The sequence below is a fragment of the Olleya sp. ITB9 genome (genome assembly GCF_001315805.1).
GTDB lineage: Bacteria > Bacteroidota > Bacteroidia > Flavobacteriales > Flavobacteriaceae > Olleya > Olleya sediminilitoris.
This window is the reverse complement of sequence record NZ_BCBW01000027.1, coordinates 1-22731: the sequence shown is the minus strand read 5'-3', so window position 1 is coordinate 22731 and position 22731 is coordinate 1. Positions and strand designations below refer to the sequence as shown.

The window sequence follows — 22731 nt, the reverse complement described above, 5'->3', positions numbered from 1 at the left end:
AAGATTAATTAGTATTTTCGATTACTTAAAAAAAACAGCTATTATTTACAATATACAACCATATAATCAAGAGCACTATGCAATTTGGAATAGGTTTGTTTCAAAGTCAATAAATGGAACATTTCTTTTTAATCGTGACTTTATGGAATATCATAAAGATAGATTTACAGATTTTTCTTTAATGATTTATAAAAACGAAACACTAGTAGCATTACTTCCTGCTAATAAAAGTAATGATAGTATTTATTCTCATCAAGGTCTAACTTATGGAGGCTTGGTGTTTGCAAATAAAACTGAGATGAATTTTGTTTATGAGGTTACAGAGTCATTAAAAACGTATTTTAAATCACAACAAATTAATTGGTTTTATTGTAAATTAATTCCTCAAATATATTATAAAGTTTCAGCTAAATATTTAGATTATGTATTGTCTAAAAAAGCGATGTTAAAAAATAGAGCGTTAGTATTGGCAATAGACTATTCTCAACCATTACAAATACATAAAACTAAACTTAAACATTATAGAAAAGGTGAAATTTATAACTTTGATATTGTAGAAACAAAATCATACACCTCGTTTTGGAATACAGTTTTGTCGCCAAGATTAATAGAAAAACATAATGTAAAACCTGTTCATACATTAAAAGAAATTGAAAATTTAAGTAATAAATTTCCTGATAATATCAAGCAGTTTAATATAATTAAAGACGGAGAATTATTAGCAGGAATAACAATTTTTGAAACACAAACTGTGGTTAAATCTCAATATGGAGCAACTACAGTTTTAGGTGAAAAATATAGAGCGTTAGATTATCTTTTTTTGTATTTAATTAAAAAATATAAAGTCGAAGGAAAGCAATACTTCTCAATGGGAACTGTAATGGATAATAGTGTACTTGGTGTAAATGAAGGACTTTTAAAACAAAAGGAAGAGTTAGGTTGTCAGATATATTTTCAGGATACTTTTAAGATGAATTGTAATGATTAAATTTTTAGACTTGCATAAAATTAATCATCGATTTGAAACCGATTTTAAAAAACAATTTACATCCTTCTTAAATTCTGGACATTATGTTTTAGGTGAAGGTGTTTCAAATTTTGAATCTCAGTTTGCAACGTATTGTAACACTAAACACTGTGTAGGTGTTAGTAGTGGTTTAGATGCTTTAATATTAATTTTCAAAGCCTATATTCAATTAGGAAAATTACAAGTAGGAGATCAGGTTTTGGTACCAGCCAATACGTATATAGCATCAATAATTTCAATTTTAGAAGTTGGATTAACTCCTGTTTTTGTTGAGCCAGAATTAGCAACGTTTAACTGTAGTGCTAATCAATACAAACAACACATCACAAAAAAAACAAAAGCTATTTTGATGGTTCATTTGTATGGACAATTAGCAAATGCTAAAGCTATTTTAGAATTAACAGAAAATAATAATTTATTATTAATTGAAGATGCTGCACAAGCACACGGAGCAAAAGACAGTAAAGGAGGTTTAGCAGGCAGCTTAAGTCATGCTGCAGCATTTAGTTTTTACCCAAGTAAAAACTTAGGTGCTTTAGGTGAAGCAGGTGCAATAACTACAAATGATAACACATTAGCTGTTGTAGTTAAGCAACTTCGTAATTATGGCACAATATCTAAATATAATAATGAAAGATTAGGTGTAAATAACAGATTAGATGATGTACAAGCACGATTTTTGTCTGTTAAATTACAAGCCTTAGATCAAGACAATCAAAATAGAAAAGCAATAGCAAAACGTTATTTAGCTAATATCAAAAACAGTAAAATTACTTTGCCTTATTATGATGGTTCAGATAATCATGTATTTCATTTGTTTGTCGTTTTAGTGGAGAATAGAAAAGAGTTTATGGACTATCTTGAAGCTAATTTAGTACAGTCAGCAATACATTATCCAGTGCCACCACACAAGCAAAAAGCACTTGGTCGATTTAATGATTTAAAACTTCCAATAACAGAAAAAATTCACGACACTTGTGTTAGTTTACCAATTAGTCCAGTGATGAGTGAAGATCAAGTCAAAAAAGTAATAACACTAATTAATAATTATTAATTGAAAAAAATCCTAGAATACATAAGTAATAATGTTCTGGTTAGAGTTGCTTCACTTAACTCAGTATCTGTTATTATAAAAATAATAGCTGGATTTTTAACTTCTAAGTTTATTGCAATTTATGTTGGGTCAGAGGGTATGGCTTTGGTCGGTAACTTAAGAAACTTTGTTGGATCTGTACAATCATTATCTATTTTGGGTTTGTACAAAGGGGTTGTAAAATATATAGCAGAGTTTAAAAATGATGTTGTACAACTTAGTAAAACCTTATCGACTGTTTTTTACTTGGGATTTATAATGTCCCTGTTAACTTGTTTTGTTGTGTATTTTAAGGCAGACTATATAAATGAGTTAATATTTACAGAGGATAACAATTATGCTTATGTCATTAAGATTTTTGCGGTAGCATTACCGTTTTATGCGTTAAATATGTTTGCTTTTTCAATACTAAACGGGTTTTCTAAATATAAATATTTAATAATATTCAATATTTTCGGTCAAGTTTTAGGAGCAATAGTTACAATATTATTGATTTGGTTAGAGCAGATTGATGGAGCGTTAATAGCTGTTGTTACAACTGAATCCTTAATATTTTTAATTACTTTAGTGGGTATTTTAAATCGACGTAATGTGGTAAAATTAATTAGAGCTAGTAACTTTAGTTTTAGTTTTGCTAAAAAATTAGGGTCTTATTCTGGTATGGCTTTGTTTTCTGCAATAATATTGCCAGTTGTCGCTATTTTAATTAGAACTTATATTATAGATAATATTGGTTTGAAAGAAGCTGGATTTTGGGAAGCAATGAACCGTATATCTAAGTATTATTTATTGTTTATCAGTTCGTTATTAACTTTATATATTTTACCAAGATTTTCTGAAATTGATAATATTAAGGAATTTAGAAAAGAAGTTTTTAGTTTTTATAAAACAATTATTCCAATTTTCGCATTAGGGTTAATTGTAATTTACTTTTTGAGACATTTTATTGTTAGAGTTGTTTTAACAGAAGAATTTTTGCCTGTTAAGGAATTGTTTTTTTGGCAATTATTAGGTGATTTTATTAAGGTGTTGTCTATTGTTATAGCCTATCAGTTTTTAGCAAAACGTATGTTTTGGCATTATATAATAACTGAAGCATTTTCAGTAGTAGTGCTTTATTTTACAAGTAAAATTTTAATAGACGAGTTTGGATTAGTTGGTGCTAATATGGCACATTTTGTAACTTATGTATTGTATTATGCAATCATATTATTAATATTTTACTCGTCGTTATTTGGTGTTATACCAGAAAAAAATGAATTATAATACGTTAAGCATTTTTCCAAGTCTGTACGTATTGCTTAGCTATAGTTTTATAGTCATGATTTTTAAGTACAAAAGCACGTGCGTTTTTTGAAATAGTTTCAATTTGATTAGGGTTTAGTATTAACCATTCTAATTTTTGTACTAAATAATCTACATCAGGAAGTGCATTTATTGCAATTGTGTTAGCTTCAATATTATAATAATCTAACCATTCTTTTTCTGCACCTGTAAAGACAACTTTACCTTTAGCCATAGCTTCTAATGCGTTGTAGCCTTGATCAAAACCAAACACTTGATCTAAAATAATGTGTGCACTATTGTAAGTGTTAATATAAGTTTTGTAGGGTACGTTTTCACTAGATAAGATTGTTACTTTATCAGGGTATTTGGATTTAATAATAGTTAGTGCTTTTTCAAAATAAATATTTCCTTTTTTAATTTTTGATAATTTATTTATACCATGAAAAATCACAATTTTACCTTTAGTATTTATAGGATGATAATTAACAATATTTATGTTTATAGGATTAGGAATCAATCCTAAATAATGTTGATGAGATTGCATGGGTAAATGATAGTCAATATCTGTTGCAATAGTACCATAGCTATTTTTTATAATAAAATCATGTAATTTTTTATAAGAATCTGAAAGGTATTTAAGTGAGTAATTATATTTTCCTTTCAACGATTTATCTTCTAAATATGGCGTTAAAATAGAATATTTAATTGTGTTTTGTAAGTAATACTTTATAGTAATATAATCATCTCCGCAGCAGAGTAAAAACAGTTTTTTATTTTGATTTTTTAATTGCTTTAAAAGTCTAATTTGTTGTTTAGGATTGATATGCAATGCGTCTTCATTAATTAACTGTACTACATCGTAGTTTTTTAATTTTGGAAGTTGTTTTTTAAAACGATAAGCATTTTCAATTGCTATAAAATTGAGTCTAAAGAATCTGGTGAACATTTTATTTAAAAATGAAAATAGTCGTACATTTTTAAGTTTTGAAGAGATGTCAATATCAACATCATAATTTTTAAATCCATCACCAGAAGCAATTATTGTAACTTCATGCCCTAAAGCGACCAACCCTTCTTTTAAAGAGTTATGGAGTCTACTGTATTCCCCAACTAATAAAATCTTCATTTATATTTTATACATTTGTTTCAAAGATAATTTTTAATGGGTAATGCTGAAATAAAAGATGTTAATTTAGAGTTGCTAATTGCAACAATGAATCGGTCCTCTTTACATTTTTTGGTAGATTTGTTTCCGTTTAGTGACTACAAAAAATTTAATATTTTAATAGTTAATCAAACTACCGAAGCTAACCTATTACACTCAGATATAGAAAACATAAAGGTTGTTAATAGTTTTGAAAAGGGTTTGTCCAAAAGTAGAAACCTTGCAATTTTAGAGGCAACAGGAGATATTTGTTTGTTTGTAGACGATGATGTTAAATTCAAATCTAATTTTGATTATTTGATTTTAGAAGCTCATATACAAAATATGCAAGCTGCTATTATAACTTTTAAAATGGAAAACTTTGATGGAGAGTTGTTCAAGGCTTATCCAAAAGTTTTGAAACATGATTTGAACTCTATTCAATCCGTAAATTCTGTAGTGATTTCCTTTAAAAGAGAAAAAATATTAGCAAGTAATTTATTGTTTGATGTCAATTTTGGTTTAGGATCAGTATTTGAAACAGCAGACGAGTACATCTTCATGCGTGATGCTTTAAAACTTAATCTAAAACCTCGATTTAAACCTGAATTAATTTTATCGCATCCAGTATTTAGTTCCGGACAATTAGATGCTACTGATAAAAATATTTTTGGAGTGAGTGCCCTATTTTGTAAGTATTATGGAGTTTTTTCATATTTTAAATTAATACATCACCTATATTTACTTTTTCATCAAAATAAAATTAATACTAGTCAAATTTTTAGAAAATTTAAAGTAGGTTTATCAGGAATAAAAAAATATAAATCGCTAAAAAAATAAATATGGCTAATAACGATGATGTTGTTGTAATAGAAATTCCTAAAGTGAAAGACGCTAGAGGAAACTTAGCTATTGTTGAAAAAGATATTTTACCTTATAAAGTAAACCGTGTTTATTATTTATATGATGTACCTAGTGATGCGTTTAGAGGAGGTCACTCTCATAAAGCACAATATGAGTTTTTAATTCCTGTAAGTGGTAGTTTTGATGTTATTTTAAAAGATGGTAGTACGACCAGAACTATAACTTTAAATAAGCCTGACAAGGGGTTGTTAATAGTACCTGGTATTTGGAGAGAACTTGAAAATTTTTCATCAGGATCCGTTTGTCTTGTATTGGCTTCTGATGTTTATGAAGAGTCCGACTACATAAGAGATTTTAATCATTATTTATCACTTGAAGGCTGATAAATAAATGTTGTTTTTTATTAATAAATCTTGAAAACGTTTTAGCACTATTAATATAAATCTAGGACATTGTAATACCAAACGTTGCTTTATGTTAAGATGGTTTTTATCGATGTTTTTAATTAGCATTTGGGCTTTGTCGTAATCTTTATTAAATCTGTATCTTATAGCTAATGCGTAGCGTTTTATATCTAAATAGCTTTTTAAATCTGGGTTATTTTTTTCATTCTCTTTATACTGATTTATTAAATATAACCTATTGTCATTTAAGTTGCTGTTTGATAGGCTATTTGGGTCATAAAAATTATAAAGCATTGTAACAGTAGGATTAAATGCAATTTTTCCGTTTAGACCAAATCTAATCCATAAGTCTATATCTTGACCAGTTATTAAAGAATTGTTATATGCGCCTATTTTAAAAAAGACCTCTTTTTTAAATGCTACAGAAGACGAGTGAGGTATATAATTAATAACATTTGCCTCGAAAAAATTATCGATTAACAGGCAGTCAGTGTCGTATTTAAAATTAAATCTTGCAGGTGTTATAAATCCGTCATTTCTTTTTATTTCATAATTATTACAAAATAGAATGGCATCTTTATATTTAGTAATTGTTTGTTTTAATGCCTCAAGATGATTATTTCTCCATAAATCATCAGCATCTAAAGTTGCTATGTAATTCCCCTTTGATAATTTTATCGCATTATTTCTAGCAACAGAAACACCTTGTTTTTCTTGATGTATCAACTTAATTTTATCGTTGGCTAGGTTATTTACAATATCAACGCTATTGTCTGTTGAACCATCATTTACTATGATAATTTCAAAGTCTTGAAACGATTGGTTTAATACGGTTTTAAGGGTCTTTAAAATGTATTTTTCTTTATTATAAAGCGGAATAATAACAGAAAAGAAAGGACTCATTTTTTACGATTTATATAACAAAAATAGCTAATTCTAAATAAATCAAATAGAAATAATGAAGGGTGTTTGGACGTTAAATTACGTTTTGTAATGGTTTTTATTAATGGGAAGCTATAGGCTAATAGGTAGTTGACTTTAAGACGATTTAAAGTTGTGTAATAATTTAAAAACGGAATAAATTCTATTTTAATCAAATCTGTTTTGTAAATATAGTTAAGATTTTCTAGCCCTTTTTTTGTTTTATCTATAAATACGTTGCTAATATCAACATCGCCATGTAAAATAGGGTTGTCTATATGCTTTATGTTTGCTTTTATTAAGCTTGCTTTATAAGCAAACAGTGTGTCTTCATGACCATATTGTGATAATGTTTTTTCAAAACCAATAGCTTTAAAAATAGTTTTGGTCATTAATGTATTGTTACAAAACATACATTTGTATTGGTTTTGACTTCTTTGTTTTGCAGTTAAATCTTCTCGTTGTTTACCGTATTTCCATCTTAATTTACGTTTGTTTTGGACTTGTTCTGGATGTATACGTCCACCATAAATAATATCTGAATTGTCACTTATACTTTTGTAAAAGTTTACGATGTACTGATCAGAAATGATTAAGGAATCTCCATCAATAAATAATAAGTATTCATATTGTGCAGCCTCTGCTAATAAATTTCTGTTGTTGCTTAAACCTACATTAGTAACAAGACTTTTAAAAGTAACATTTTCTAATGTATTTAGGGTATCATTAATTAATATTGTTTTACCTTTAGATCCATCATCATAAATAATAATTTCAAAACAATTTTTATGTGATATAAGTTGTTGGTGTAAGCTATTAACCAACTTTGTGACATCGTAATTATAAGTTGGGATTAATACAGATAACATGTAAACTTTAATTAAGATTTACGTTGTACAACCTCATAAACCTTATTGTCATCACATTTTAAAGTCTTACTTGGGTATTTTAGCAATAATGCATAATCATGAGTCGCCATTAAAATGGTATTACCATTTTTATTAATGTCTTGTAGTACTTCCATAACTTCAATACTAGTTTGTGGATCAAGATTACCAGTTGGCTCATCAGCCAAAATAAGCTCAGGATCATTTAACAAAGCACGTGCAATAGCAACACGCTGTTGTTCTCCACCAGATAATTCATGCGGAAATTTAAAACCTTTGGTTTTCATATCTACTTTATCCAATACAGAAGTAACACGTTCATTCATTTTAGTTTTATCTTTCCAACCAGTAGCTTTTAAGACAAATAATAAATTATCGTTTATTGTACGATCTGATAGAAGTTTAAAATCCTGAAATACAATACCAAGTTTTCGTCTCAAAAACGGAATTTCTTTTTCCTTTAATGTCGGTAAATCAAAGTCTACAATATACCCTTTACCTTGTGTTAGTTTTAAATCACCATAAAGTGTTTTCATAAAACTACTTTTTCCAGAACCAGTTTTACCAATTAAATATACAAATTCTCCTTTTTTAACTTCTAAGTTAACATCAGATAATACAAGACTTTTACCTTGAAATATTGAGGCATTTTTTAATTCTAAAACTGTGTTTGACATAAAGTGAGTTATTGTTTGGTAACGCTTTTTTGAAGCAAAAAATTGTATCTGCCAAAGTAAACAATTAATAAATAATAAGGAAAATAATTAGCATCATTTATGACTTAATTAGCATAGTTAATTTAATTATTAACATCATATTTAGTAGGTCCATTTATAATTATTAGTTAAATCTAACGTTAGACTTATAGATTAATTTATATTTGATTTTGAATTTAAAAATAGTATCAATGTCATTAAAAAAACAGTTTACATTTTTTATTACATTAGCCTTTTGTCTACAATTATTTGCACAGCAAACCGCTGTTTATACAAGTGATTTAGCAAATTACCAAAAAGCTCTTCAGCTTTATAATAGCCAACAATATTTGGCTTCTCAAAATTTGTTTACACAAATTAAAAAAGAATCTCAAGATCCTAACATACAAAGTAATTGTGCGTTTTATATTGCTAATGCAGCTATAAGATTAAACCAGCAAAATGCTGATGTGTTAATAGAGCGATTTGTGGAAGATTATCCAACAAGCACAAAAAAAAATACTGCCTTTGTAGATGTTGCAGAGTATTACTTTGTAAATGGTAAATATGCTTATGCTCAAAAATGGTATGCTAAGGTTGACGAGTCTTCTTTATCAAGAACAGATCGTGAAGGCTATAATTTTAATAATGGTTACGCATCATTCGTTACTAAAAACTATAAAGACGCTAAAAAATATTTAACACGTGTAGAGACGTCTCAAAAATATGGGTCTCAAGCCAAGTATTATTTGGGTTTTATGTCTTATCAAGGCGATGACTATGATGGTGCAAATAAATATTTTGAGCAAGTTAGTGATCAAGAAAAGTACAAAGAAAAACTAAGCTATTTTCAAGCAGATTTAAACTTCAAACTAGGTAAATTTGAAAAAGCTATTCAATTAGCCAAACCTAAATTAGAAACCAGTGATCGTAATGAAGTTTCAGAACTTAACAAAATAATAGGAGAAAGTTATTTTAATTTAGAACAGTACGATAAAGCTATTCCGTATTTAACGGAATATAAAGGAAAAAAAGGAAAATGGAGTAATACAGATTACTACCAAATTGGTTATGCTTATTACAAACAAAAAGAGTACGATAAAGCAATATCAGAGTTTAATAAAATTGTAAGCGCAGATAATAGTGTAGCCCAAAATGCTTATTACCATTTAGGAGAAAGTTATGTAAATGTAGGTAAAAAACAAGAGGCATTAAATGCCTTTAGAAATGCATCACAAATGGATTATGATTTAAAAATTCAGGAAGATGCATGGTTAAATTACGCTAAAATTAGTTACCAAATTGGTAACGCATATCAATCTGTACCTCAGGTTTTAAATACTTATTTAGAAAAATATCCTGAAACCGAGTATAAAGATGAAATAGAAACACTATTAATTGACTCTTACATAACTTCAAAAAACTATAAGGAAGCTTTAGTGCTACTAAAAAATAAAAATAGTTTTGAAAGTAAAGTAGCTTATCAAAAAGTAGCGTTTTACAGAGGTTTAGAATTGTTTAATGAAAGTAAATATCAAGATGCAGAAGCAATGTTTGATAATTCTTTAAAAGAACAACAAGATCAAAAGTTTACTGCAAGAGCAATATTTTGGAAAGCCGAAACGGATTACAACCTAACAAATTATGACGACGCTTTAATTGGTTTTAAACAATTTGCACAACATAGTGAAGCTAATGTGACTACCGAATATCAAAACCTTGACTACAACATCGCATATACCTATTTTAAGCAAAAAAACTACGATCAGTCAACCACGTATTTCAATCAGTTTATTCAAAAAAACGCAACAGATAAAGTTAGATTAAACGATGCGTATTTAAGATTAGCCGATGGTTACTTTGTGTCAAGTAGTTATAACAAAGCTATTGCAGCATATGACCAAGCCATGCAAGTAGGAACTATAGAGAGTGATTATGCCTATTTCCAAAAAGCCATGAGTTATGGTTACATTGGTAATCAAGACACACAAACCAGTAAATTAGAACAATTTATTGCTAAATATCCAAAATCTAAATTACGTGATGACGCTATGTATGCTTTAGGTAATAGCTATGTAAAAGCAGGTCTTGATGATAAAGCAATTGGTATTTATACACAATTAAAAAAAGAATATCGTACAAGTCCATTTACAAGCAAAGGTCAATTGCGTCAAGGTCTGGTATATTATAACGCAAATCAAAACCAGCAAGCTTTAACCGTTTTTAAAGCAGTAGCAAAAGACTATCCAAACACACCAGAAGCCAATCAGGCAGTATCTACAGCACGATTAATATATATAGATTTAGGTCAAGTAGATCAATATGCAACTTGGGTAAAAACATTAGATTTTGTTGAAGTTACAAATGCCGACTTAGACAATGCAACTTATCAAGCAGCAGAAATCCAGTATTTAGATGAAAACGTTAATTCTGCAATCAAACAATTTAATGGCTATTTAAATCAATTTCCAAGTGGCTTACACGCAACACAAGCGCATTTTTATTTAGCTCAGTTGTATTTTAAAAAGGATTTAAAATCTAATGCAAAACCTCATTATGCTTATGTCGTAACACAAACACAAAGCGAGTTTTCAGAAGAAGCATTACTGCGTCTATCACAAATTCAGTTAGATAACAATAATTGGACAGAAGCTATTCCGACTTTACAACGTTTAGAAACCGAAGCTAATTTCCCACAAAACAGCTTGTTTGCACAATCCAATTTAATGCAAGCCAATTACCAATTAGATAATTATGATCAAGCAGTCGCTTACGCGGAAAAAGTGCTTGCTAAGAATAATTTAGACAATAAAGTTAGAAGTGATGCCTATGTGATTATTGCAAGATCAGCAATTAAAACTAATGATATGGCTAAAGCTAGAACTGCCTACACACAAGTAGAAACTTTTGCGACAGGCGAAACAGCAGCCGAAGCTTTATATTACAATGCTTATTTTAAAAATAAAGACGGTTTGTATGCTGAGTCAAACACAGTAACACAACGTTTGGCTAAAGATTATTCAGGTTACAAATACTATGGAGCCAAAGGATTGGTAATTATGGCTAAGAATTTTTATGCTCTTGGTGATGCCTTTCAGGCGACCTATATTTTAGAAAGTGTAATTAAAAACTTCAGCAATTTTGAAGATGTTAAAACAGAAGCAAAAACCCAATTAAACTTAATCAAAGCAGAAGAAGCTAAAACAAACTCTTCAGTAATCACTGAAGACTAAAATACATCAATCCAGACGTCGTAATTCATAAATATAAATTATGTTTAGAACAAAAAAACAAATCATATTAACAGTAATATCATTAGTAGTAACCCTAATTACATTTGCTCAAGAGCGTGAAGGAGATACTATTCAAACAGGAGTGATAGACGTTGTTAAACCATATACACCAACCATTTCAGATGCGTTTAAAGTAAAAGAAACGCCATCTTTAGATGACAATGAAACTTCTGTGAAAAAAGAAGTAAAATATAATATTTTTTCATTTCCAGTTGCTTCAACCTTTACACCTGCAAAAGGTAAAGCAGCAGTTGTAGATAAAGCAAAAAAAGTAAAATTGTATAATAATTATGCGACTCTTGGTTTTGGTACTTATACCACTATTTTAGGCGAAGCATATTTAAATCAGCAATTAGGTCGTGATGAGGTTGTAAGTGCTTATTTAGGACATCATTCATCTATTGGAGATGTAGAAGATGCTTTAACAGATAGTGGATTTTCAGATTCAAAAATTAATTTAAACTATACAAAAACAGATCGTGATTATACTTGGTCAGCATTAGGCGGTTTTCAATACCAAACGTTTAATTGGTATGGTTTACAACAGCCTCTGTTTGATCAAGAAATAGCAGATGCTTTGGATGTTGGACATAGCTTTATAAACGGATATATTGGAGGAGATATTATGTTTGAAGATGCCACAATAACATCAGCTAATATTTTGTTTAGACATTTTGGTGACGATTATGGATCTGGAGAAAATAGGTTAAAAGCTGTTGCTACAGGAACAATAAATATTCAAGATAATGATGTGGATATAGAAGTTTTTGCAGACTATTTAGGAGGTAGTTTTGAAAAAGGATATTTCTCAGATCAAGCTTTAGATTATGGTAATTTCTTATTTGGTGTCTCTCCAAAATTTCAGATAAAAGAAGATGACTTAACTGTAGATTTAGGTGTAAAAGCTGTCTATTTTAATGATACAGAAGCTGGTAAAAGCAAATTCTTTATTTATCCAAATATTGCAGCAAGTTATAGATTGGTAGACGAAGTTTTAATTGTTTTTGGAGGTGTTACTGGTGGATTAAATCAAAATTCGTATTACGATTATGCACAAGAAAATCCGTTTGTTTCGCCTAACTTATTTATAACTCCAACAGATCAGCAATATAAAGCATTTGCTGGATTAAAAGGGAAGTTAACAAATACAATGAGTTATTCGGTAAGTGGTAATTATAGTTCAGAAAAAAATAAAGCTTTATTTGTAAATAACGATATTACTCAAACAACAGAATCTTATACCTTCGGAAATTCATTTGGAATAATATATGACGATATTACAACTTTAAGTGTGTCTGCAGAGCTTAATGTAGACGTAAACCGTAACATCACTTTAGGTGTCAAAGGAGAATATTTTAATTATGACACTAATAACGAAACTGAAGCTTGGAATTTACCAAATTTAAAAGCTTCTGTCTTTTTAGATTATCAAATTACAGAACAGTGGTTTGCAGGTGCTAATTTATATTTTGTAGGCGAGCGTAAGGACCAATTTAATGTGCCAAGCTTAATAACACCAACGTCTGGAGAAGTTACATTGGATAGCTATTTTGATGCCAATGCACATGTAGGATATCATATAAACGATCGTTTTTCAGTTTTTGCAAAAGCTAATAATATTGCTGGAGAAGAATATAACAAATGGCAAAACACACCTGTTCAGGGTATTCAATTTTTAGCAGGAGCTACTTACAAATTTGATTTTTAGTCTATACTAAATAATTTCATCTTAAGATATAACAATAAAAAGCCTCTGTTTAGAGGTTTTTTTTATTCTTATATTTGTTTAAAAATATCTAACCATGAAATTATTAAAAATAGCATTGTTACTTTGTATAGTAGCCTCATGCTCAACTAACAAAACCGATGTCGACACCATAGTAACTAACGCTAATGTTTATACTGTTGATGCAACGTTTGCTAAAGCAGAAGCGTTTGCAATTAAAGACGGAAAATTTGTAGCTACAGGAACAACAAAAGAAATTACAAATAAGTACTTGTCAACTAATATTATTAATGCAAATGGTCAGACAATTGTACCAGGATTTATAGATGCACATTGTCATTTTTATGGACTAGGATTAAACCAATTAAATGTGGACTTAAGAGGGACGACTAGTTTTGATGATGTCATGAAAAAAACTATTGACTTTTATAATAATAAACCAACTAACTTTATAATAGGTAGAGGTTGGGACCAAAACGATTGGGAAGACAAAAAGTATCCTAATAAATTGTTGCTGGATAAACTATATCCAAACACACCAGTCGCTTTAACTAGAGTAGATGGTCATGCTATGTTATGTAATCAAGCAGCTTTAGATTTAGCAGGAATAACAGTAGATTCTAAAATCGATGGTGGTGAGATTTTAAAAGAAAATGGAAAATTAACAGGTGTATTAATTGACAATCCAATGGAGTTGGTAGAGGCTGTTTTTCCTGAGCAAACAGTTCAGCAACAAATTGACGCCTTATTATCTGCTCAAAAAATATGTACAGATTTAGGTTTAACAACAGTGTCAGATGCAGGATTAGATAAGCAAGTTATTCAGTTAATTGATAGCTTACAAAAAGCAGGTAAATTGGATATGCGTGTGTATGCTATGATTAGTAATAAAAAAGAAAATTTAGATTATTATTTAACTAAAGGAAAAGTAAAAACAGATCGTTTAAACGTCCAATCTGTAAAGGTTTATGCAGATGGAGCATTAGGGTCACGTGGTGCAGCTTTAAAACAAGAATACACAGATCAACATGATCATTTTGGAGCTCTAGTTATTGGTACTGACGCTTATAAGGATTTAGCTGAAAGAATAGCAAAAGCAGATTATCAAATGAATACGCATGCTATTGGAGATTCTGCCAATAGATTTGTATTACAAACCTATGAAAAGACTTTAAAAAATGAAGCAAATAGACGTTGGAGAGTAGAACATGCTCAGGTAATTACTGATCATGATTTTGATTATTTTAAAAACGAAAATATTATTCCTTCTATCCAACCTACACACGCTACAAGTGATATGTATTGGGCGGCAGACCGATTAGGGAGTAAGCGTATAAAAGGCGCTTATGCTTATAAAACATTATTAGAAAAAAGCGGAAGAGTGGCCTTAGGTACAGATTTTCCAGTAGAAAAAGTAAGTCCATTTTTAACCTTTTATGCTTCGGTTTCTAGACAGGATTTAAAACAATTTCCTAAAGGTGGTTTTAATATAGAAAATGGGTTGTCAAGAGAAGAAACATTACGCGGAATGACCATTTGGGCTGCTTATGCTAACTTTGAAGAACAAGAAAAAGGAAGTATAGAAACAGGTAAGTTTGCCGATTTTATTATATTAGATAAAGATATAATGACTGTGGATCAAAATGAAATCCCAAATATAACAGTTAAAGAAACTTACATTAACGGAGTGGCACAGTAGTTGCTATTTTGTAAATAACTAATTATACAAACTAATTAAAATGAAAAAAATAATCACAATATTTTGCTTTTTAGTCATTGGTACATCAGTCTTTGCTCAAGTAGATCAATACAGTAAAGATGTTAAAACGTGTATTAAAAGTAACGGAACATATAGTTATTATGAAGGTGTTATAGAACAAATGTATACGATGCTAGAAGAGCAGTTTGTGACTCAAAAAGTGCCAGCAACTGTTTGGGCAGACTTAAAAAAAGGTAACTCAGAAGCAATGGACGAGTTGTCTCTAATGATTGTTAGTGCTTACAAAGCGCATTTTACACATGAGGATGTTAAAAACATGAATAAATTATATGCAACCAAAGCTGGTAAAAACATGTTTAAAACAGATGCTTTAACCGAAGGTGATAAAGTTTTTTTAAAAGAATTTTATCAAAGTGAAACAGGACAAAAAATTGTTAGCTCTCAAGAATCTATGAATTCATCTATGAGTGATATTTCTGTAATGTGGAGTGGTAATTTATATAAAAGCGTTATCTCAAAATTATCAGAAAAAGGGTACGATCTTTAGACAGATATCTTTGCTAAATAATCATAATGCTCGCCTTCCGCGAGCATTTCGCATTTTAAACCAACAGCTTGACAAGCAGTAAGCAGTAAATTAAAATCTAAGTATAACCATTTCATAGGGTCTTCTTTTTCATTTTTATAGCTTAAAAAGTAATCCAATTCACCATAATAATTGGCATTAATATCCTGCCAAAAACCACCATCTTCATCTAAATACATATATTGTATGTCACTTGAGTCTATTAGTATCTGACCATTGGTATTTAATAAAGACTTAAGATGTGTTAAATATGCAGAGACTTGTTTTACAGTTTGAAAAATACCAGTACCATTCATTAATAATAATATGGTATCAAAAGTTTCAGTTTCATCTAATAAGCCTTTTAACTCAGCGTTTAAAACACCTCTTTGTTTACAAACGGTAATAGCACCTTCAGAAATGTCAATTGCTTTAACTTGTAATCCTTTGTCTTGAAGGTATAAAGTGTGGCTTCCTGAGCCACAACCAACATCCAAGATATTACCTTTAGATAGTTTTAATGCATGCTGCTCTAATTTAGGCATGTCTTTAAAACTTCTAAATAAGTAGGGAAGTGGTAGTGCATCGTCATCAGATATGTTGGTAGATGTTATAAGATCTACTGTATAATTACCATTTTGATAATCTAATAATGCTTTTCCGAAAAGGTCTTTCATTTAAAATACTATTTTTGCACTATGGAAGCATTTTTAAATAATCTACCAAAGCTTGCCAAAGATAAGCATAAGGAAAACAAAACCTTTTTTACAAAGCTAAAAAAGAAACCACCAAAGCAATTGGATTATATTATGCAAGAATTGCATGAAGAGGAGTTTGAAACTACAGACTGTTTGACATGTGCTAATTGCTGTAAAACTACTGGACCTTTGTTTACAGACAAAGATGTGCAGCGTATTGCTAAATATTTTAGACAAAAGCCACAACAGTTTATTGATCAATATTTACGTGTGGATGAAGAAAATGATTATGTCTTAAAGTCTGTACCTTGTACTTTTTTAGGTCCAGATAATTACTGTTCTATTTATGATGTCAGACCTAAGGCCTGTGCCGAATTTCCGCATACTGATCGTAAAAAATTTCAACAAATATCTAATTTAACGTTAAAAAACGTTGCCATTTGTCCTGCTGCTTATAATATTGTAGAAAAGATGAAATCTAGAATTAAATTGTAATTCTGCTTAAATAATATCTATGAAAAAAATAGTTGTCCTTATAGCCTTTGTTTTATGTTCTATAAATAGTACCATAGCTCAAGAATGGTTGACTTCTTATACGTTAGCTAAAAAATTAGCATTGGTTAAAAATAAAATGATGTTAGTTATTTGGGAGGATGCTGCTAATTATTCTTATCCTTTATTGGTGGATACTAAAGAGGGTTCTCAAATTGTTGTAGAGTTATTTGAAAGTGATAAAATAAAACAGTTGGTCTGGGAGTATTTTGTACCAGTTATAATTAACGAGTCTAATTATGATAAACTTTATCATGGTGGAGTTAAAAACAGGAGAGTTAGTTATATTGAAAGGTTTAATGATGACAAATTAAAAGTAATGGATCCCAATGGAAACATATTAAATCTATCTGAAAGAGATGATTTTAGTATGACTAACATGTCGCTTTTAATACAGAAATACGCGCTAGACACTTCATTTTTATCAAATGAAATGAAGCAATATTTTGAACATAAAAATTATGCTTCAGCGTTTAGATTAGCTAATAGATATCTTGATTTTGCAATGTATGCAGAAGATTTTGTTAAAGAAGAATTAATAGCTTTATCAGATTTATATATGGATGAAGCTACAGATTTATTGAAGCTTAGCGATATAGAACATAAAGAGGCTTTACATCAAAAACAAGAGTTATTGAAAATTGAAGGTTTTTTAATAATAGGTAAATTTAAAAAGGCGCGTCGTTTTCTTAAAAAACATGAAACTGAATCAATTGACGACTTAAATCAATCTTTGTTTTCGTTTTTAAATTATGTAACTTTTAGAGGCTTGGATGATATGGATCAAGCTATAAAATGGCGTGATAGTTTATCACAATCTGATTTAAATAAAGTTGAATTGTTATTGAAAAAATAATTAATAATTCTCAATAGGCTATGCTTCTCTTTTTTTAGAATAATTTTGTTTACACTTCATTTTGTTGTTGATTTTGTAGTTTATTGTTCTTTTTGTTGAAGTTTTGTTGTAAATCATTGTTTTTTTTATTTAAGTTATTGATAGTCAGGTTAAATGTCTGTTCATCGGTTTTTTGTGCATTTTGACTAAAAATGTATAACTTGCATTATGATTAGTGTGAAATATCTAGATTTCATAATACTTTTGGAATCCTCTTAAACTGACTTTTAGCGTAACAATTAATTATACAATTATGATTAGGCAAAAAATAACATTAGTATTAGTTTTTACTTTTCTATTAACCACTTCAATGTTTTCTCAAACAAGAAGTAAAACAACCATTGTCGAAAATGTAAATGCTACCAAAGCAGGACTTATTCACGGGCTTAATAAAACAGGAGACACTATTGTATTAAAAAGTAATAAAGACATTTATAGGTTTACTTTTTTGTTTCATAATAAAAAAGAATCTATAATGATGGATTTAGGTAGTAAGGAAGCTAAAATTCCATTACACCATTTTAATGTTGGTCGATATACTGTTGTGGCTTATCGTGAAGATGCTGTATATCCAATATCTTTAAATCGTATTCAAGATATTGCAAAACCAACTAACGCTGTAACAGATTTAGAAGAAGATGTTTTACGTGCTAGTTTATCTAAAGAAGAACAACGTAAACGTAGTATTACGCCAAGAGCATCTATTAATAAAGATACACGTTTGGCTAGTGCGACTATTGAAGAAGATGAAATTTCTTTTGAAGAAAAATTGGCTAAAGAGCGTAAGTTAGTTGTCCTGAGACAGAGAGAGTATAATGCACGCATCAAACGTGAAGTAGAAGCAAAGTCCATGAAAGATCAAGTATTTGCTCAAGCTGAAGTTAATAAAAAAGTATCAGAACAAGAAAAATTAGCAAAAGAAGAAGCGCAAAGAGAAGCTAAACGTCTTGCAATTAAAGAAAAAGAAGCTAATACTGTTGCTGCACGTTACAAACGTAACCAACGTATTTTAAAACAGCATGCAGCTACTTTAGCTAGCTCAAAAAAAAAAGTTGATACTAAAGAGGTGAAATACAATATTTCTGAAATAAATAATAACAGTCTAGAAAAACAAACTAGAGAAGAATACAGAAAACAAAATTTAAGACCAAACGGATTACCTTACGAAGATTAATTGTATAATAAGTAAGGTTTACGTTTAATCATAAAATCATTCAAGCCACTTGTCCAAGTGGCTTTTATTTTGTCTTCACTCCAACCAGCTTCAATTTGTTCTTGTAATTTTTTTGTTCCAGCTAATTTTGTAAAAAAGCCATTCTTAATAAAAAATGCGCCTTTATCATTGGTGCTATTATATGCATTTATAAGATAGCTTAGGTTAAGCTTAGATAAAGGTTTGTTACCACTTAAATTATATCCATGACATATTTTGTTTTCATGCTTAGGGTATTTTGCTCCAGCATTAGATTTAGGGGTAAAGCTATACGATGTCTGAGGTAAAAATGGAGAACCATAAACTTGAAACTGTAAATCTGTACCACGACCAGCACTAACATTAGTCCCTTCAAAAAAACATAAACTTGGATATAAATTTATAGCTTGAGCATTAGGTAAATTTGGAGAGGGTTTAATAGGTAGATCATACGTCATTTGTCTGTTGTAGTTTTTAATAGTTATAACTTCTAACATACAAGTTACCTTATTTTTTAACCAATGCTCACCATTAATCATTTGTGCATACTCACCAATTGTTAGGCCATGTACAACAGGTATTGGATGCATACCGACAAAACTAGTGTGTTCTTTTTCTAGAATTGGACCATCAATATAATGGCCATTTGGGTTTGGTCTGTCTAATACAATTAAAGTTTTGTTTTGTTCAGCACAAGCTTCCATGACATAATGTAAAGATGATATGTAGGTGTAAAAACGCGCACCTACATCTTGAATATCAAAAATTATAATATCAATGTCTTGTAATTGTGCAACGCTTGGTTTTTTATTTTTTCCGTATAATGATACAATAGGTAAGCCTGTTTTAGTATCTATACCATCTTTAACCACTTCACCTGCATCTGCTTGACCTCTAAAACCATGTTCTGGTGCAAAGACTTTTTTTACAGTTACGTTTAAATCTAAAAGACTATCTACTAAATGTGTATATGTTTCGTTTTTAAAAACTACACTTGTTTGATTAGCTACCACACCAACACGTTTGTCTTTTAGCAAAGGTAAATAGGCTTTGGTTTGATTTGCTCCAACAATAATTGACTTATCTATAGAGTTATCAGTAGTAATTTCGGCTTTAGCCAAAATAACAGTTGTTTCAGTAATATTGTTTTTCGTTTTATAAGCACAAGAATTTAGTACCATAACAAATAATAAAACTGTATTTTTGAAAACATTAAATCGCATAATCTAGTTTGAATTTCGAGTTTTTTATAGCTAAACGCATAATTGATAGTAAAGCGTATAAAAGTAGTATATCAGCACCAATAATAAAAATTGGTATTGTAGCAATTGCTTTGGGAATTATTGTAATGATGATTGCTATAGCAACTGGTATTGGGTTGCAACAAAAAATCAGAGAAAAAGTAATTGCTTTTAATGGACATAGTATCATTCAAAATTACGATAATAATCAGTCCGAAGAAAGTATACGTCCAATATCTACCAATCAGGATTTTTATCCAAATTTTTCTAGTGTTCCTGGTGTGACTCATATTCAGGCTACAGCAACTAAATCTGGGATAATTAGGTTAGAAAACGATTTTGAATACGTCGTTATAAAAGGTGTTGGTCAAGATTATGATTGGCAATATTTTAAAGAGTTTTTAATAGAAGGAGAACTGCCAAACTATACAGACGGATTAAATCAAGACATTTTAATTTCTCAGTATTTAGCCAACAGACTTAAGCTAAAACTTAAAGATCGTGTAAATACTTATTTTTTAAGAGAAGACACAACAAAACCACCAAGAAGTATAACTTTTAATATTGTTGGTATTTATAATTCTGGTCTACAAGAAATGGATCAACTGTATGTCATTGGAGACATCAATCATATTAAGCGACTAAACAAATGGGATGACGACCAAGTTGGACGTTTTGAAGTTTTTATAGACGATTATGATAATCTAGAAACCACAGGAAATGCTATATTTATAGCAGTACCATCAACTCTAAATGCAAAAACAGTAGACAGAGAATATCCATTCATTTTTGATTGGATAAAAATTTTTGACAATAATATCTATGCTATAATAGGTATCATGATTTTAGTAGCAGGTATAAACATGATAACAGCTTTGTTGGTTTTAATTCTAGAACGTACCCAAATGATAGGTGTTCTAAAAGCATTAGGAAGTGCCAATACCAGCATACGTAAAATCTTTTTATACAACGCAAGTTATCTAATATTAAAAGGTCTGTTTTGGGGTAATTTAATAGGATTAACCTTATTGTTTTTACAAAAATACTTTGGACTTTTTCCTTTAGATCCACAAACCTATCACGTCTCTGCAGTACCTGTGTATATAAACATAGGTTACATAATAGCATTAAATATTGGGACCTTTGTATTATGTCTATTAATGCTATTAATACCATCTTACATTATCTCAAAAATATCTCCAGTAAAAGCTATTAGATTTGATTAAATAATTTGGGCGTTACCTTTAACTTGATAAAAAAAATCAAGTCAAAGGTCGCGTCATCCACTATATCTTTTTTGCGCATAAGCGCGCACAAAAAAGGATGTCGTTACTACTGCTAACGCAACCTATCCTAAGGCAAGTAATTAAAATAAAGTACAGCTTAAACTTAAGGTTTTAGTAGTTATCATAATGTTAAAATTATGAACTAAAAATAACAGTTTATTAAGTGTTCAATCAAATGGAACATAAAACAAAAAGATTACTTATTTTTGCAAAATAAAATAAAAAGTAAAACATGCAATACGCAAACAATATACTAGAAACCATTGGAAACACACCATTAGTAAAATTAAACAAGCTAACTGAAGAGCTACCATGTTTAGTACTATCTAAATACGAAACCTTTAACCCAGGAAACTCTGTTAAAGATCGTATGGCATTACAAATGATTGAAGATGCAGAAGCAGATGGACGTTTAAAACCAGGAGGAACTATTATAGAAGGAACCTCAGGTAACACAGGAATGGGATTAGCGTTAGCAGCAATAATCAAAGGTTACAAATGTATATTTGTAATGGCAGACAAACAAAGTAAAGAAAAAGTAGACATACTAAAAGCAGTAGGAGCAGAAGTAGTCGTATGTCCAACAGCAGTTGAGCCTGAAGATCCAAGATCTTACTATTCTGTATCAAAAAGATTAAGCACAGAAATAGAAAACAGTTGGTACGTAAACCAATACGATAATCCAAGTAACGCAAAAGCACATTACCAAAGTACAGGACCAGAAATTTGGAAACAAACTGAAGGTAAAATAACACACTTTGTTGTTGGTGTTGGAACAGGAGGAACCATATCTGGAGTAGGTAAATATCTAAAAGAACAAAATCCTGATATCAAAGTTTGGGGAATAGATACTTACGGATCAGTATTTAAAAAATATCACGAAACAGGTATTTTTGATGAAAACGAAATCTATCCATACGTAACAGAAGGAATCGGAGAAGATATCTTGCCAAAAAATGTTGACTTTGATATTATTGACGGATTTACAAAAGTAACAGATAAAGATGCTGCAGTTTATACTCAGAGACTATCCAAAGAAGAAGGAATGTTTTTAGGTAATAGTGCAGGAGCAGCAATAAAAGGAGTATTACAATTAAAAGAACACTTTACAAAAGATGATGTTGTTGTGGTGTTATTTCATGATCATGGAAGTCGTTATGTTGGTAAAATGTTTAATGACGACTGGATGCGCGAAAAAGGATACATTGAGTAGTTTTAAGCTCCAATAATTAATATAAAAA

General features: G+C 29.8%; 20 protein-coding genes. 14 read left to right on the top strand and 6 right to left on the bottom strand.

The features are described 5' to 3' along the window. Positions 1-142 precede the first annotated feature (142 nt). Genes ITB9_RS07700 through ITB9_RS07690 form a run of 3 tightly spaced genes read left to right on the top strand, consistent with a single transcriptional unit; the run spans position 143 to position 3386 of the window. On the top strand, positions 143-988 hold the full coding sequence (locus tag ITB9_RS07700) for a FemAB family protein (protein WP_261975584.1): 846 nt from the start codon (positions 143-145) through the stop codon (positions 986-988). After that, positions 981-2081, top strand: coding sequence for a DegT/DnrJ/EryC1/StrS aminotransferase family protein (locus ITB9_RS07695; RefSeq protein ID WP_054851768.1), 1101 nt, complete (start codon positions 981-983; stop codon positions 2079-2081). The genes ITB9_RS07700 and ITB9_RS07695 overlap by 8 nt, the downstream gene beginning before the upstream one ends. Continuing rightward, on the top strand, positions 2082-3386 hold the full coding sequence (locus ITB9_RS07690) for an O-antigen translocase (RefSeq protein WP_054851767.1): 1305 nt from the start codon (positions 2082-2084) through the stop codon (positions 3384-3386). A 4-nt stretch (positions 3387-3390) separates the two neighbouring features. Here the strand turns inward: ITB9_RS07690 and ITB9_RS07685 are convergent, their stop codons facing one another. After that, positions 3391-4533, bottom strand: a complete 1143-nt coding sequence (locus ITB9_RS07685; protein WP_054851766.1) for a glycosyltransferase — start codon at positions 4531-4533, stop codon at positions 3391-3393. A gap of 36 nt (positions 4534-4569) precedes the next feature. Here ITB9_RS07685 and ITB9_RS07680 point away from each other — a divergent pair, with 36 nt between their 5' ends. Both ITB9_RS07680 and ITB9_RS07675 read left to right on the top strand, forming a co-directional pair. Beyond that, on the top strand, positions 4570-5391 hold the full coding sequence (locus ITB9_RS07680; protein ID WP_054851765.1) for a glycosyltransferase family A protein: 822 nt from the start codon (positions 4570-4572) through the stop codon (positions 5389-5391). 2 nt (positions 5392-5393) lie between these two features. After that, positions 5394-5798: an FdtA/QdtA family cupin domain-containing protein gene (locus ITB9_RS07675; protein WP_054851764.1), complete on the top strand. Its 405-nt coding sequence runs from the start codon at positions 5394-5396 to the stop codon at positions 5796-5798. Here ITB9_RS07675 and ITB9_RS07670 read toward each other — a convergent pair. From ITB9_RS07670 to ITB9_RS07660, 3 genes are read right to left on the bottom strand one after another with little or no spacing between them, the layout of a single operon-like run. Continuing rightward, positions 5784-6722: a glycosyltransferase gene (locus tag ITB9_RS07670; RefSeq protein ID WP_054851763.1), complete on the bottom strand. Its 939-nt coding sequence runs from the start codon at positions 6720-6722 to the stop codon at positions 5784-5786. The genes ITB9_RS07675 and ITB9_RS07670 overlap by 15 nt on opposite strands. Continuing rightward, complete coding sequence (locus ITB9_RS07665; RefSeq protein ID WP_054851762.1) at positions 6719-7609, bottom strand: glycosyltransferase family 2 protein; 891 nt, start codon at positions 7607-7609, stop codon at positions 6719-6721. Before ITB9_RS07665 ends, ITB9_RS07670 begins: the two co-directional genes overlap by 4 nt. Before the next feature lie 11 nt (positions 7610-7620). Continuing rightward, complete coding sequence (locus ITB9_RS07660) at positions 7621-8304, bottom strand: cell division ATP-binding protein FtsE (protein WP_054851761.1); 684 nt, start codon at positions 8302-8304, stop codon at positions 7621-7623. A gap of 230 nt (positions 8305-8534) precedes the next feature. Here ITB9_RS07660 and ITB9_RS07655 point away from each other — a divergent pair, with 230 nt between their 5' ends. The 4 genes from ITB9_RS07655 (at position 8535) to ITB9_RS07640 (ending at position 15608) form a co-directional block, all read left to right on the top strand. Then, the gene (locus ITB9_RS07655) at positions 8535-11555 is read left to right on the top strand and encodes a tetratricopeptide repeat protein (protein WP_054851760.1); all 3021 of its coding nucleotides are present in this window, start codon (positions 8535-8537) and stop codon (positions 11553-11555) included. 40 nt (positions 11556-11595) lie between these two features. After that, positions 11596-13323: a hypothetical protein gene (locus tag ITB9_RS07650; RefSeq protein WP_054851759.1), complete on the top strand. Its 1728-nt coding sequence runs from the start codon at positions 11596-11598 to the stop codon at positions 13321-13323. A 94-nt stretch (positions 13324-13417) separates the two neighbouring features. Continuing rightward, positions 13418-15040, top strand: coding sequence for an amidohydrolase (locus ITB9_RS07645; protein WP_054851758.1), 1623 nt, complete (start codon positions 13418-13420; stop codon positions 15038-15040). 40 nt (positions 15041-15080) lie between these two features. Then, positions 15081-15608 carry a DUF2059 domain-containing protein gene (locus ITB9_RS07640; protein WP_054851757.1) on the top strand — a complete coding sequence of 176 codons (528 nt, stop codon included), beginning with the start codon at positions 15081-15083 and terminating at the stop codon, positions 15606-15608. Here ITB9_RS07640 and ITB9_RS07635 read toward each other — a convergent pair. Beyond that, on the bottom strand, positions 15605-16303 hold the full coding sequence (locus ITB9_RS07635; protein WP_054851756.1) for a bifunctional 2-polyprenyl-6-hydroxyphenol methylase/3-demethylubiquinol 3-O-methyltransferase UbiG: 699 nt from the start codon (positions 16301-16303) through the stop codon (positions 15605-15607). The genes ITB9_RS07640 and ITB9_RS07635 overlap by 4 nt on opposite strands. A 21-nt stretch (positions 16304-16324) precedes the next feature. On the opposite strand from ITB9_RS07635, the gene ITB9_RS07630 reads away from it, so the two are divergent. From ITB9_RS07630 to ITB9_RS07620, 3 genes are all read left to right on the top strand, one after another. Continuing rightward, a complete protein-coding gene (locus tag ITB9_RS07630; protein ID WP_028290318.1) occupies positions 16325-16819 on the top strand; it encodes a YkgJ family cysteine cluster protein in 495 nt (164 codons plus the stop codon). Between the two features lie 19 nt (positions 16820-16838). Further along, complete coding sequence (locus tag ITB9_RS07625) at positions 16839-17732, top strand: hypothetical protein (RefSeq protein WP_054851755.1); 894 nt, start codon at positions 16839-16841, stop codon at positions 17730-17732. Positions 17733-18024: 292 nt separating this feature from the next. Further along, positions 18025-18945: a hypothetical protein gene (locus ITB9_RS07620; RefSeq protein WP_054851754.1), complete on the top strand. Its 921-nt coding sequence runs from the start codon at positions 18025-18027 to the stop codon at positions 18943-18945. Here the strand turns inward: ITB9_RS07620 and ITB9_RS07615 are convergent. Further along, the gene (locus ITB9_RS07615; protein WP_082396113.1) at positions 18942-20186 is read right to left on the bottom strand and encodes an exo-beta-N-acetylmuramidase NamZ domain-containing protein; all 1245 of its coding nucleotides are present in this window, start codon (positions 20184-20186) and stop codon (positions 18942-18944) included. The two genes, ITB9_RS07620 and ITB9_RS07615, sit on opposite strands and share 4 nt — an antisense overlap. Before the next feature lie 8 nt (positions 20187-20194). On the opposite strand from ITB9_RS07615, the gene ITB9_RS07610 reads away from it, so the two are divergent. Continuing rightward, positions 20195-21430 (top strand): ABC transporter permease, encoded by a 1236-nt coding sequence (locus ITB9_RS07610; protein ID WP_054851752.1) that lies wholly within the window; start codon positions 20195-20197, stop codon positions 21428-21430. A 292-nt stretch (positions 21431-21722) separates the two neighbouring features. Then, the gene (locus tag ITB9_RS07605; protein WP_028290313.1) at positions 21723-22703 is read left to right on the top strand and encodes a PLP-dependent cysteine synthase family protein; all 981 of its coding nucleotides are present in this window, start codon (positions 21723-21725) and stop codon (positions 22701-22703) included. Positions 22704-22731: the final 28 nt, after the last annotated feature.

Coding starts and splice junctions, on each gene's coding strand:
- ITB9_RS07650 (WP_054851759.1), top strand. CDS start 11,596: ATGTTTAGAACAAAAAAACAAATCATATTAACAGTAATATCATTAGTA.
- ITB9_RS07605 (WP_028290313.1), top strand. CDS start 21,723: ATGCAATACGCAAACAATATACTAGAAACCATTGGAAACACACCATTA.
- ITB9_RS07675 (WP_054851764.1), top strand. CDS start 5,394: ATGGCTAATAACGATGATGTTGTTGTAATAGAAATTCCTAAAGTGAAA.
- ITB9_RS07620 (WP_054851754.1), top strand. CDS start 18,025: ATGATTAGGCAAAAAATAACATTAGTATTAGTTTTTACTTTTCTATTA.
- ITB9_RS07640 (WP_054851757.1), top strand. CDS start 15,081: ATGAAAAAAATAATCACAATATTTTGCTTTTTAGTCATTGGTACATCA.
- ITB9_RS07695 (WP_054851768.1), top strand. CDS start 981: ATGATTAAATTTTTAGACTTGCATAAAATTAATCATCGATTTGAAACC.
- ITB9_RS07665 (WP_054851762.1), bottom strand. CDS start 7,609: ATGTTATCTGTATTAATCCCAACTTATAATTACGATGTCACAAAGTTG.
- ITB9_RS07655 (WP_054851760.1), top strand. CDS start 8,535: ATGTCATTAAAAAAACAGTTTACATTTTTTATTACATTAGCCTTTTGT.
- ITB9_RS07630 (WP_028290318.1), top strand. CDS start 16,325: ATGGAAGCATTTTTAAATAATCTACCAAAGCTTGCCAAAGATAAGCAT.
- ITB9_RS07685 (WP_054851766.1), bottom strand. CDS start 4,533: ATGAAGATTTTATTAGTTGGGGAATACAGTAGACTCCATAACTCTTTA.
- ITB9_RS07635 (WP_054851756.1), bottom strand. CDS start 16,303: ATGAAAGACCTTTTCGGAAAAGCATTATTAGATTATCAAAATGGTAAT.
- ITB9_RS07615 (WP_082396113.1), bottom strand. CDS start 20,186: ATGCGATTTAATGTTTTCAAAAATACAGTTTTATTATTTGTTATGGTA.
- ITB9_RS07625 (WP_054851755.1), top strand. CDS start 16,839: ATGAAAAAAATAGTTGTCCTTATAGCCTTTGTTTTATGTTCTATAAAT.
- ITB9_RS07680 (WP_054851765.1), top strand. CDS start 4,570: ATGGGTAATGCTGAAATAAAAGATGTTAATTTAGAGTTGCTAATTGCA.
- ITB9_RS07670 (WP_054851763.1), bottom strand. CDS start 6,722: ATGAGTCCTTTCTTTTCTGTTATTATTCCGCTTTATAATAAAGAAAAA.
- ITB9_RS07700 (WP_261975584.1), top strand. CDS start 143: ATGGAATATCATAAAGATAGATTTACAGATTTTTCTTTAATGATTTAT.
- ITB9_RS07660 (WP_054851761.1), bottom strand. CDS start 8,304: ATGTCAAACACAGTTTTAGAATTAAAAAATGCCTCAATATTTCAAGGT.
- ITB9_RS07645 (WP_054851758.1), top strand. CDS start 13,418: ATGAAATTATTAAAAATAGCATTGTTACTTTGTATAGTAGCCTCATGC.